We start from the raw sequence: 12,872 nt of genomic DNA, 5'->3' as shown, positions 1-12,872 counted from the left end.
TGATTAATTTAAAAATTCGAATATTCCACAAGCACCTTGACCTGTACCAACACACATGGTAACTGCTCCATATTTACCTTTCATGTCTTGCTTACGCATTTCATCAAAAAGTTGTACAGATAGTTTTGCTCCTGTACATCCTAATGGATGACCCAATGCAATTGCACCACCATTTACGTTAATAATATCTGGATTAAGGTTTAATTCTCTGATTACTGCTAAAGATTGAGAAGCAAAAGCTTCATTTAACTCAATTAAAGCTAAATCGTCTTGTTTTAATCCTGCTTGTTTTAATGCTTTTGGTATTGCTTTAACTGGTCCAATTCCCATAATACGGGGCTCAACACCTGCAGCAGCATAGTTTACCATTCTTGCAATTGGCTCTAAACCTAGTTCTTTAACCATGTCTTCACTCATAACCATTACAAAAGCAGCTCCATCACTCATTTGAGACGAGTTACCAGCGGTAACACTTCCTCCAGCAGCAAATACTGCTCTAAGTTTTGCTAAAGCTTCCTTACTGGTTCCTTTTCTAGGACCTTCATCTTTAGTTACTGTATATGATTTTGTTGCTTTTTTTCCGTTAGCATCAATGTAAGTTTGTTCTACTTCAATTGGTACTATTTGATCTTGAAAACGATTTTCAGCTTGTGCTCTTAAAGCTTTCATATGTGAATTGTAAGCAAATTCATCTTGGTCTTCACGAGATACTTTAAACTGTTTAGCAACAGCTTCTGCAGTATTTCCCATTCCCCAATAATAATCTTCGTGACCAGATTTTACAATGTCGTAGTTTAATTCTGGTTTAAAACCAGTCATTGGTACGCTACTCATGCTTTCTGCACCACCAGCAATAATACAATCTGCCATTCCAGCTTGTATTTTTGCAGTTGCCATACCAATAGTTTCTACTCCAGAAGAGCAAAAACGGTTAACAGTTACTCCTGGAACATCTACAATATCTAATCCCATTAATGAGATTAAACGTGCCATATTTAAACCTTGAGAACCTTCTGGCATTGCATTACCAACAATTACATCGTCAATACGCTTTGGGTCTAAACTTGGCAATTCCTTCATCATATACTTGATGGTTTCTGCTGCCAATTCATCTGTTCTTTTAAAACGGAACACGCCTTTTGGTGCTTTACCAACTGCGGTTCTATATGCTTTTACTATATATGCTGTTTTCATTTTTCTTAGTTTCTTAAAGGTTTACCTTTTGTTAACATGTGTTGAATTCTTTCCAATGTCTTTCTTTCAGTACAAAGAGAAAGGAATGCTTCACGTTCTAAATCCAATAAATATTGCTCGTTAACTAAAGTAGGTTCAGATAAATCTCCACCAGCCATAACGTAAGCTAATTTATTTGCAATTTTCATATCGTGTTCTGAAATGTAGTTAGAGTCCTGCATAGAGTCTGTTCCTACTAAGAACATACCTAAAGCTTGTTTACCCAATACTTTTACATCAGTACGTTTTACAGGTTGTGTGTAACCAGAATTAGCCATTAACATCGCGTGTTGTTTTGCAACTGCTATTTGACGATCTTTATTTACAACCACCACATCTTTTCCTTTTTGAAGTAGGTTTAAATCGAAAGCTTCATAAGCTGAAGTCGATACTTTAGCCATACCAATAGTTAAGAAATGCTCTTGTAACACGTTAAGTTGTACGTCTCCTTTTTGGAAAAGATCTTGCGCTCTTAAAGCCATTTCTTTAGAACCACCACCACCAGGAATAACACCAACACCAAACTCTACAAGTCCCATGTAAGTTTCAGCTGCTGCAACTACTTTGTCTGCATGTAGTGATAATTCACATCCACCACCTAAAGCCATTCCGTGAGGCGCAGAGATAGTTGGGATAGAAGAGTATCGCATACGCATCATTGTGTCTTGGAAATATTTGATAGCCATGTTAAGCTCGTCATATTCTTGCTCTGCAGCCATCATGAAAATCATTCCGATGTTTGCACCAACCGAGAAGTTTGCAGCTTGGTTACCAACTACTAATCCAGCAAAATCTTTTTCGGCTAAATCAATAGCTTTATTTAAACCTGCAAGAACGTCTCCACCAATAGTATTCATTTTAGATTGGAATTCTACGTTAAGGATTCCGTCACCTAAATCTTCAACAACAACGCCAGAATTTTTAAATACCTCGTTTGTTTTTCTGATGTTATCTAAGATGATGAAACTATCTTGACCAGGAATTTTTGTTTGTGTTTTAGAAGGAATATCATAGAAATATGTTGCACCTTCTTTTACTGTATAAAAAGATGTACTTCCAGAAGCAATCATATCATTAACCCAAGCAGCTGGTTCTAATCCTTCGGCTTTCATTAATTCGATACCTTTTTCTACACCAATAGCATCCCAAATTTGAAATGGTCCGTGTTCCCAACCAAAACCAGCTTTCATAGCATCGTCAATTTTATAAACATCGTCTGAAATTTCTGGAATACGATTAGATACGTAAGCAAATAATGCAGTGAAGCTTTTTCTATAAAACTCACCAGCTTTATCTTTTCCTTTTACTAATACTTTAAAACGGTCAACAACTTTATCAATCGTTTTCGTAAGTTCTAAAGTTGCAAATTTTGCTCTTTTAGAAGGTCTATATTCTAAGGTGTTTAAGTCTAAAGCTAAAATTTCTTTTTTGCCCTCAGCAGAAACACTCTTTTTATAAAATCCTTGTTTAGTTTTACTTCCTAACCATTTGTTTTCCATCATGGTGTTGATGAAATCAGGTAATTCAAATAACTCTAAACGTTCGTCATTAGGACAGTTTTCTCTAATTCCGTTAGCCACGTGAACTAAAGTATCTAATCCAACAACATCTACTGTACGGAAGGTTGCAGATTTAGGACGACCAATTACTGGTCCTGATAATTTATCTACTTCTTCAATAGTTAAATCTAAATCTTTAACTGCATGGAATAAACTTTGTATGCTGAAAATACCAACTCTGTTTCCGATGAAAGCAGGTGTGTCTTTAGCAACAACAGAAGTTTTTCCTAAGAATTTTTCACCATATTCATTTAAAAACTCTAATACAGAAGCATCTGTATTTGGTCCTGGAATGATTTCGAATAATTTTAAGTAACGTGCTGGGTTGAAAAAGTGTGTTCCACAGAAATGTTTCTGGAAATCTTCACTACGTCCTTCGTTCATGAATTTAATTGGAATACCAGAAGTATTAGAGGTAATTAAAGTTCCTGGTGTTCTGTACTGTTCTAGTTTTTCAAAAACTTGTTGTTTAATATCAAGTCTTTCTACTACAACTTCCATAATCCAATCTACATCTGCTACTTTAGCAATGTCGTCTTCTAAATTACCTGTGGTAATGCGACTTGCAAAAGCTTGACTGTAAATAGGTGATGGTTTAGATTTTAGTGATGCAGTTAAGGCATCGTTTACTAATCTGTTTCTAACGACTTTGTCTTCTAAAGTTAGACCTTTAGCTTTTTCTTTGTCGTTTAATTCTCTAGGTACGATGTCTAATAATAGTACATCTACACCAATGTTGGCGAAGTGACAAGCGATACCGCTTCCCATAATTCCGGAACCAATAATGGCTACTTTTTTAATTCTACGTTTGCTCATGATTATTTTAAAGTGTGTTCTTTTTGATTGTAAATTTTTTTGTTAGAAATCATTTCGTTAATAGTTTCAGAAACTTCAAAAAAGTGTTTCAGTTTATCCTGAGGTATTTTACTTTTTATAGCCTCATTAAAAACAAGAACGCGTTCTCTTGCATCGTTTCTTTTTTCTTTTCCGTAAGGAGTTAAATATATCAAAACACCACGACCATCGTTAGGGTTAGGTTTACGCATAATTAAATCTAACTCTTCCATACGTTTAAGTATACGAGATAGACTTGTTGCTTCCATACCCATAATTGGTCCTAGTGATGTAGAAGGAGTCCCTTCGTCTTGATCTATGCTTAATAAAGTAAAACCAGTTGCCATTGTTGTACCAAATTTAGCAGCCTCTTCATTGTACATTTTGTTGACAGCTAACCAAGTGGTTCTTAGCATGTAATCAATGGTTTTGTCTTTCATATTGAAAACTCAATTAGTTTGTTACTTTCAAAGATAATAAAAATTTATTATGCATGCATAATAAATTTCAAAAAAATGTGCACAAAAAAAAGCTACCTAAAGATAGATAGCTTTTTTAAAATAACAATGTTTTTAATTGTAAAATATTGCTAACCAATTAATTGGTTGGTGATTATTTTTTACTAATGACCATAAATGTCATTGTACAATGCTTTATAACGTTCTTTAATAATTTTACGACGTAATTTTAAAGTAGGTGTAAGGTGACCTCCTTCAACCGTCCATGCTTCTGGTGTTAATCTAAATTGTTTAATCTTTTCCCATTTAGCAAAGTTTTCGTTTGCAGCATCAATTTCTTCTTGAAAACGAGCTACAACCTCAGGGTTAGTTACAATTTCTTCATTAGTACCTAATGTTTTGTTGTGTATTTTAGCCCAATCTCTTATAAAATCAAAATCTGGTTGTACAAATGCTGCTGGCATTTTTTCGCCTTCACCAATGACCATAATTTGATCTATAAATCTAGATTGCTTACATCTGTTTTCTAAAAGTTGTGGAGCAACATATTTACCACCTGAGGTTTTGAACATTTCTTTTTTACGATCTGTAATTTTTAAGAAACCTTCATTATCAATAACACCTATATCTCCTGTATGGAAAAAGCCATCTTTAATTACTTCTGCGGTTTTTGCATCATCTTTGTAATATCCCATCATGACTTGTGGGCCTTTTACACAAATTTCACCATCTTCAGCTATCTTAACTTCAGTACGATCCAGTAGTTTTCCTACTGTACCAATTTTAAATCCTCCGTCTCGCATATCATTAACAGATACAACAGGAGAGGTTTCGGTTAGTCCGTAGCCTTCCATAACACCAAATCCTGCTGCGTTAAATACACGAGCAAGTCTAGGTTGTAAGGCAGCACTACCTGATGCCATTACTGCAACTTCACCACCTAAAGCAGCTTTCCATTTACTGAAAATTAATTTATTAGCTAAGTTTAATTTTTGAGTATACCACCAGCCATTTTCTCCGTAAGGTTTATAATCTAAGCCAACTTCTACAGCCCAGAAAAATAATTTTTTCTTTATTCCTGTTAAATCAGTTCCTTTGGCAATAATTTTATCGTAAACTTTTTCCAAAAGTCTAGGTACAGCAGTCATCACTTGTGGTTTTACCTCTTGAGCATATTCGCTAATTTGATCAATAGGTGCATAATGTATTGAGGCACCACAATATTGGTATAAGTAAATAAGCATACGCTCATACACGTGGCAAAGCGGTAAAAAGCTTAAAGCTCTTGCTTTACCAAGCTCAATTGGTATGCGTTTAAAACTTTCTAGAGCATTACTAACAAGGTTGTCATGAGATAACATTACACCTTTTGGTCTTCCTGTAGTACCAGAAGTGTAAATTAATGTTGCTAAATCGCTGGCTTTAACTTTGTTTTTTAAATTTTCAACTTCATTTTGGTTAGATGTGTCTTTACCTAAATCTAAAACTTCTTGCCAATTTTTACAGTCTTCTAATTGATCAAAGCAATATACTTCTATTAAAGAAGGTACTTCTGATTTTATTTTTTTTACTTTATCATATACGTCTTGACAAGAAATGAAGCAATATTTAGCTTCAGAGTGGTTGAGTACGTATGCATAGTCTTCTTCAGAAATGGTTGGGTAAACAGGTACATTCTGTGCACCAAGTTGTAAAATACCAATATCCATGATATTCCATTCTGTGCGGTTTGTAGAAGATATTACCGCTATTTTGTCATTTTGAGAAATTCCTAACCTTAGTAGTCCTCTACTAATAGTATTTGCTTTTTCAATATATTCTTTAGTTGAAATAGATATCCATTTATCATCATATTTTGTTGATAAAGCTTTTTCAAGATTATATTTTTCAAGTTGATAGTAAGGAAAATCGAAGAGTCTAGTTATTTCTATCATTTGTTAGTTTGCGAAGTTAATGTTTTGCAAAGTATGAAATTTTATCTCGATTTCAAATAGTAGTTAAAAAAAGGAGCTGTAATTAAACAGCTCCTAAGCTAACTGATTGATAGCGTGAAAAAATGTTTTGATGATTTTTGTTTAATAACTAACTGTGTTTAAATGAATCCCTTAACTTCCATTTAAATTAAATAAATCACATTATTTCGAAGCTAAATTATGTAAAATCTATTTAAATAAAATGTAAATTTTCGTAAAAATTATTTTTTTAAATAATTTGATAGAAAAGGGGTTTTAGTATTAAAGTAGTCTGAAGGCTTTAAATTCATGAATAATTTAAAGTCTTTTGTAAAGTGAGAAAAATCGTAATATGCGTAATAATCAATTAATTGAGAGATAGGAGTGTTAGTAGTTTCGTACTTTCTCATAAGGCTTACAAACTTGAAAAGTTTAATGAATTTTAATGGTGTAAGGCCTATTGTTTTTTTAAACTGAGTTTCTAAATGTTTTTGAGATATTGGAAAAATTTTCAAAATTTCTTCAACATTTATTCTACCTTCTTTTTTATAAATAACATGAATAGCATCATCGACTAACTTCGTATTTTTACTTTCATATAATTCAAGTTTTAATAGTTTTTTTTCTATTTTATTAGCTAATTCTTCACCTGAAAATTCTTGTTTAAAAATAGGATCTAGTAATTGATATAGTTTTTGATCTACTTCAGATAGATTGATATGTTGGTCTGTAAATTTTGAAATATCTGTTTTTAAAATTTTATAAAGTGCAGTAGGGTGGAAGTTTATTCCAAAATTATAATATGGTTTTTGAGCAAGTAAAGTGTACGATTTGTATGATTGCCCAAAAACCACGATGCCTTTATTTTTAAAAATTTTATCATTGACACCTGTTTGTAATGGTAATTGAGATTTGAAAAATAAAATATGTGACTGCGCTGTAGGAATAATTCTAGAGCTTAATGGTGTACTTGATTGTTCAACATTAAGCTCGAAAAAATTTTGAATCAACTGGTTAGGTTTGCTACATTCAATGTATCTAAAATTCATTAATAGCTTTTTAAATTCAATGTGGTTATACTATAAACCTAATGATTTTTTTAAATTTCAGTATGGTTTTAGTCGTTTTTAACATTTATCCACTCTTTTGCATTTACAAAAGCTTCAATCCAAGGTGATACTTGATCTGTTCTATTGTTTGGGTAATTAGCCCAATTCCATTGAAAAGTTGAACGCTCAATGTGTGGCATCATTACTAAGTGACGACCAGTTTTATCACACAGCATAGCTGTATTAAAGTCTGATCCATTTGGATTAGCAGGATAACTGTTGTAGCCATATTTTGCTACAATATTGTAGTCAGATTCTGTTTTAGGAAGGTTAAATTTACCTTCACCATGACTTATCCAAACACCTAAAGTTGCATCTTTTAATGTAGATAACATTACAGAATTGTTATCTTGAACGGTAACAGAAGTAAAAGCACTTTCATGTTTTTTGGAGTCATTATGCAGCATTTTGCCATGTACATCATGTTCTGGATTTATTAATTCTAATTCCATAAATAATTGACATCCATTACAAATACCAACTGAAAGTGTATCTTCCCTATTAAAGAAGTCTTTAATAGCTTTATTAGCATTTGCATTATATTTAATTGCTCCAGCCCATCCTTTTGCAGAGCCTAAAACATCACTATTAGAAAACCCTCCAACAGCTCCTAAAAACTGAATGTCTTCTAGGGTTTCTCTTCCAGAAATTAAATCGGTCATATGTACATCCTTAACATCAAATCCTGCTAAGTACATGGCGTTTGCCATTTCACGCTCTGAGTTACTTCCTTTTTCACGTAAAATTGCAGCTTTTGGACGTGGTTTGCTAGAGTCAATTACAGGTAATTGTCCTGTAAACTGTTTTGGAAAACTATATTGTAATGGTTGTTGAGCATAATTTTTATAGCGAGCTTCAGCAAGATTATTTGCAGTTTGTTTTTGATCTAATAAATAAGATGTTTTATACCACATATCTCTTAATCTAGAGACTGTCATAGTAAAGACTTCAGCATCATTGATGATACTTAAAACATCAGTATCAGTTACTTTTCCTATGTTATTAAAAGTAATGTTAGCATCTTTAAGTACCTTTTCTATTGAAGCATCTTTAGATTGAAATACAATTCCTGAATTTTCTGCAAATAGTACTTTGTGTGAATCCTTTTCTTTTAAATCAGAAATATCTAATTCGGCTCCAAGATTAACATCAGCAAAACATAGCTCTAATAAAGTGGTAATTAAACCACCTGATGCAACATCATGTCCAGCAACAATTTGATTATCTTTTATTAAATTTTGAATGGTATTAAACACTGTTTTTACATAAGTAGCATCTTTAGTATTAGGCGTGTCATTACCGACTTTATTTAATACTTGAGCAAAACTACTTCCTCCTAATTTAAACTCGTCTTGAGAGATGTTTATATAATAAATATCACCTTCATTTTTCTTAAAAACAGGTTCTACAACTTGTTTAATATTGTTACAGTTTGCTGCAGCAGAAATGATTACTGTTCCAGGAGAAATAACCTCTTCTGTAGCATATTTTTGCTTCATTGATAACGAATCTTTTCCTGTTGGAATATTGATTCCTAAATCAATAGCATATTCAGATATTGCTTTTACCGCTTCGTATAATCTTGCATCTTCACCTTCGTTCTTACAAGGCCACATCCAATTGGCTGATAGAGATACAGATTGTAATCCATCTTTTAAAGGCGCCCAAATAATATTAGTCAAAGCTTCTGTAATACTGTTTCTACTTCCAGCAACAGGATTAATTAATCCTGAGATAGGAGAGTGTCCAATAGAGGTAGCAATACCTTCTTTACCGTTATAATCTAAAGCCATTACACCAACATTGTTTAATGGGATTTGTAATGGTCCAACACATTGCTGTTTTGCAACTTTACCACCAACACAACGATCTACTTTGTTTGTTAACCAGTCTTTACAAGCGACAGCTTCTAACTGTAATACTTGATCTAAATAGTTGTAAAATTCATCAGATTTGTAAGTAACATCGTTATAATTTCTGTTAATGGTATTGTCAGTCATTATAGTTTTTGGAGAACTTCCAAACATGTCTTCTAAGGCTAAATCCATTGGCTTGTCACCATTGGTTTTAGATTTAAAAGTAAACCTGTCGTTTCCGGTTACGTCACCAACAGTGTATATTGGAGATCTTTCTCGATCTGCAATTCTATTTAAAGTCTCTAAATGTTTTTCAGCAATTACTAATCCCATTCTTTCCTGAGATTCGTTACCAATAATTTCTTTAGCAGATAATGTTGGATCACCAACAGGTAATTTATCTAAATCTATTGTACCTCCTGTGTCTTCAACTAACTCTGAAAGACAATTTAAATGTCCTCCAGCTCCATGATCATGTATTGAAACAATAAAATTTTCTTCACTTTCTACCATGCCACGTACAGCATTGGCAGCACGTTTTTGCATTTCTGGATTGGATCTTTGTACTGCGTTTAGCTCAATACCTGTAGAGAACTCTCCAGTATCAGCAGAAGATACAGCAGCTCCACCCATACCAATTCGGTAGTTTTCACCACCTAAAATTACTATTTTATCACCAGTTTTTGGTGTGTCTTTTAATGCTTGGTCTGCTTTACCATAACCTATACCTCCAGCTTGCATGATGACTTTATCATAACCTAATTTACGAGGTTTTGCTGTTGGATTTGCGTCTGTATTTTCATCATGTTCAAAAGTTAGTACAGATCCGCAAATTAAGGGTTGTCCAAATTTATTACCAAAGTCTGATGCACCATTACTTGCTTTTATTAGAATGTCCATTGGTGTTTGGTACAACCAAGGACGAGCTTCCATAGTTTGTTCCCAAGGTCTTGCGTCTTCTAATCTTGAATATGAGGTCATGTATACAGCTGTTCCAGCTAATGGTAACGATCCTTTTCCTCCTGCTAAACGGTCTCTAATTTCTCCTCCAGATCCTGTTGCAGCTCCATTGAAAGGTTCTACTGTAGTAGGAAAGTTATGTGTTTCCGCTTTAAGCGAAATAACAGAATCATAATTTTTTGTAGTATAAAAATCAGGAATATCAGCACGTTGTGGTGCAAATTGCTCAACAGTTGGTCCTTTTATAAAAGCCACATTGTCTTTATAAGCAGAAACGATGTCGTTTGGATGTTGTTTTGAGGTTTCTTTAATTAGTTTAAAAAGAGAGGTTGGTTTTTCTTCTCCATCAATAATAAAAGTACCGTTAAATATTTTATGTCTACAGTGTTCTGAGTTTACTTGGCTAAATCCAAAAACTTCAGAATCTGTTAAAGGTCTTTCAATTTTTTTAGAAACACCTTCAAGGTATTCAATTTCTTCATCATTTAAAGCTAAACCTTCTTTAACATTATAAGCAGCAATGTCTTCAATGTTTAAAATAGGTTCAGGCTTAACATCTATATTAAAAGCGGTTTGTGATAAGCTGTTGTATTTTTCAGAAATCATCGGGTCAAATCCTTTGAAGTCTTTGTCGCATGCCTCAAATTCTTCAATTCTAAGGATGCCTTCAATACCCATGTTTTGGGTGATTTCTACAGCGTTAGTACTCCAAGGAGTTATCATTGCAGCTCTTGGTCCAACAAAAAAAGCATCTAAAGATGCTTGTTCTATTTTTGGTTGGTCGCCAAATAACCATGTCAATTTTGAGATGGTGTCGGTTGATAATTCTTTTGTTGCTTGAACAGCAAATACTTTACTGTTTTGGTTTCCGAAGAAATGAATCATTATATGTTTAGTTTGAGTGTTGTTTATAATAAAGACACAAATTTAGCTTTTTTAGTTAAATTTTGCGCTTAAAAAGGAGACTTAATTTAATAGTTGTTCACGATTTTATTAACCATAAAAAAAAGCGATTCAGTTTAGAATCGCTTTTTTTTAGTGAAGATTTTACGGAATTTAGCTTTTTACTAGTTTTTTAGTAATGCTATTTCCGTTGGCTGTTTCTAGTTTTATGATGTAAACTCCTTTTTTTAAATTTGCAACGCTAACTTTGCTATTAGTTTGAGTTACATTTCCTGTAAGAATTACTTTACCTAATATGTCGTATATTTTGTAATTTGTATCTTGATTTGTATCAATATTTAAACTAGATCCATTAATGGGATTAGGATAAATTTTTGTTTTATTTAAATTAAAGTCTTTAGTGCTTAATAAGCTGTAACAAGTCCATTGTAAATTGTCAATAGCAACTCTAGCACCATTAGTAGCGTCATCATCCTTAATTAAAAGTGTTATATCACCTTCTATATTAATGTCCGTAATTGTTGTGGTTTGAACAGTGTCATTGTATGCTATATCTCCTTTTAAAACACCGTTTACATATATACTTAATACACCACCAGAACCTGAAAATACTTGTTGTGTTGTCATTGTTAAGTCTGCTATTCCTCCGGAAATTACAGGAGAGGTCAAAGTTCCATTACTATTAGTTCTCGTGTCTATTACGATAGCTCTAGATCCATTAATGGATTGATCTGTTCTAGATCTAGTTGCATTCCAAACACCATAACCATCGGTCCAAGTTCTGTCACTGTATGAACTGCTATTATCAGGAATGGTCTCAAAATCTTGATTTACAGGGTTAATACAGTTTGAATCTACAGGAGCTGCAGAAAGTGTTGTAGCAGTGTCTGTATTACTTTGTCCAGATTCATTGTTTGATGCGTCTTTAGCAACTACAGAAAATGTATATGTAGTTTCTGGGTCTAATCCTGTAACAATGTAAGTTGTCGTATTGTTATTTGTTGATGCATATATAACACCATCAAGATAAATAATGTATGTAGTAACTCCTGTGTCGTCTGTTGAGGCACTCCAATTAAGATCAACACTCGTTTCGGTTGGATTATTAGCTACTAAATTAGTAGGGTCTGTTGGTGCTTGTGTGTCGGCTGGAGGTTGTTCTCCCCATCTGTTTTCTGCAGGAATTCCTCCCCATATAACAGTTGCTAAATATGGATTGTCAATAAATGGATTTCGATTACCTTGTGCATATGTGTTAGATAAATCACCATGAAAAGAATTTCTATTGTCTTCTATTAATGACACAGGGTCTTCTGCATTCCATTGTAACAATAAATCTACCATATTAGGGTCAATACTATTAGTAGTTCCATCTACAGCAAAATAAGGAAGGCATTGTGAGCCATATCGTGTATACATATACATGATAATTCTAGCAGCATCACCTTTAAATTCATCACCAGCATACCATAAACTAGAACTATTACTAGTGTTTCCAGCATTACCAGAACCAGCAGCAAATTTTTTATTACCGCGATTTGAGTTCATTTGAACATCAGAAGGTCTCAAATTATGCCCATCAGCATAAGGTGGGCCAGATGTACCAGAACTATTTAGGCTAGGATTTGCTAATGAATTTGGAAAAACATGCTCTCTATTCCATTCTCCATTGTCACCTCCTGTTAAATTTTTATTTCTAGTTCTATCAGTAACACCATTTCCATCAGTATCACTGTATCCATAAAATAAAATAACGTTATTTGGGTTGTCAATATCTTCGTCTGTGACTTTACTTGCTTCCCATATACCTGGTGTATAGCTTAAACTATTTGTGTGTTTTACAGCTGTAGTCACAGCTAAGTCATTAAATAAATCTAATTGAGTTTTTGTAAAATCTACATCACTATAATATGCTTGAAGCTCTGCAGGTGGAGTTAATTGACCGTAACTTAACGAAGAAATTAAAAATAAAATTAATAAGTAAAAGTGTTTCATAGTAGTTGTGTGT

7 protein-coding genes are annotated in these 12,872 nt (G+C 33.3%); all 7 read right to left on the bottom strand.

Going from position 1 to position 12,872, the window contains the following annotated elements; all coding sequences use genetic code 11:
• Nucleotides 1-3: 3 nt before the first annotated feature.
• The gene (locus ITB9_RS05605) at nucleotides 4-1,194 is read right to left on the bottom strand and encodes an acetyl-CoA C-acyltransferase (RefSeq protein ID WP_054851477.1); all 1,191 of its coding nucleotides are present in this window, start codon (nucleotides 1,192-1,194) and stop codon (nucleotides 4-6) included.
• Nucleotides 1,195-1,199: 5 nt separating this feature from the next.
• Nucleotides 1,200-3,608, bottom strand: coding sequence for a 3-hydroxyacyl-CoA dehydrogenase/enoyl-CoA hydratase family protein (locus ITB9_RS05600; protein WP_054851476.1), 2,409 nt, complete (start codon nucleotides 3,606-3,608; stop codon nucleotides 1,200-1,202).
• A 2-nt stretch (nucleotides 3,609-3,610) separates the two neighbouring features.
• Nucleotides 3,611-4,066 carry a MarR family winged helix-turn-helix transcriptional regulator gene (locus ITB9_RS05595; RefSeq protein ID WP_028291275.1) on the bottom strand — a complete coding sequence of 152 codons (456 nt, stop codon included), beginning with the start codon at nucleotides 4,064-4,066 and terminating at the stop codon, nucleotides 3,611-3,613.
• Between the two features lie 182 nt (nucleotides 4,067-4,248).
• Nucleotides 4,249-6,018, bottom strand: coding sequence for a long-chain fatty acid--CoA ligase (locus ITB9_RS05590; RefSeq protein WP_054851475.1), 1,770 nt, complete (start codon nucleotides 6,016-6,018; stop codon nucleotides 4,249-4,251).
• Between the two features lie 260 nt (nucleotides 6,019-6,278).
• Complete coding sequence (locus ITB9_RS05585) at nucleotides 6,279-7,085, bottom strand: helix-turn-helix domain-containing protein (RefSeq protein WP_028291273.1); 807 nt, start codon at nucleotides 7,083-7,085, stop codon at nucleotides 6,279-6,281.
• A gap of 68 nt (nucleotides 7,086-7,153) precedes the next feature.
• On the bottom strand, nucleotides 7,154-10,846 hold the full coding sequence (gene purL / locus ITB9_RS05580; protein WP_054851474.1) for a phosphoribosylformylglycinamidine synthase: 3,693 nt from the start codon (nucleotides 10,844-10,846) through the stop codon (nucleotides 7,154-7,156).
• A 171-nt stretch (nucleotides 10,847-11,017) separates the two neighbouring features.
• Nucleotides 11,018-12,859: an endonuclease gene (locus tag ITB9_RS05575; RefSeq protein ID WP_054851473.1), complete on the bottom strand. Its 1,842-nt coding sequence runs from the start codon at nucleotides 12,857-12,859 to the stop codon at nucleotides 11,018-11,020.
• Between the last annotated feature and the right edge of the window lie 13 nt (nucleotides 12,860-12,872).

Origin of the sequence: Olleya sp. ITB9 (assembly GCF_001315805.1) — a bacterium.
In the GTDB taxonomy this organism is placed as follows: domain Bacteria; phylum Bacteroidota; class Bacteroidia; order Flavobacteriales; family Flavobacteriaceae; genus Olleya; species Olleya sediminilitoris.
Note: the sequence above shows the minus strand (reverse complement) of the source record. Positions and strands in the feature narration are given on the sequence as shown.

Coding starts and splice junctions, on each gene's coding strand:
- ITB9_RS05595 (WP_028291275.1), bottom strand. CDS start 4,066: ATGAAAGACAAAACCATTGATTACATGCTAAGAACCACTTGGTTAGCT.
- ITB9_RS05600 (WP_054851476.1), bottom strand. CDS start 3,608: ATGAGCAAACGTAGAATTAAAAAAGTAGCCATTATTGGTTCCGGAATT.
- ITB9_RS05590 (WP_054851475.1), bottom strand. CDS start 6,018: ATGATAGAAATAACTAGACTCTTCGATTTTCCTTACTATCAACTTGAA.
- ITB9_RS05605 (WP_054851477.1), bottom strand. CDS start 1,194: ATGAAAACAGCATATATAGTAAAAGCATATAGAACCGCAGTTGGTAAA.
- ITB9_RS05575 (WP_054851473.1), bottom strand. CDS start 12,859: ATGAAACACTTTTACTTATTAATTTTATTTTTAATTTCTTCGTTAAGT.
- ITB9_RS05585 (WP_028291273.1), bottom strand. CDS start 7,085: ATGAATTTTAGATACATTGAATGTAGCAAACCTAACCAGTTGATTCAA.
- purL (WP_054851474.1), bottom strand. CDS start 10,846: ATGATTCATTTCTTCGGAAACCAAAACAGTAAAGTATTTGCTGTTCAA.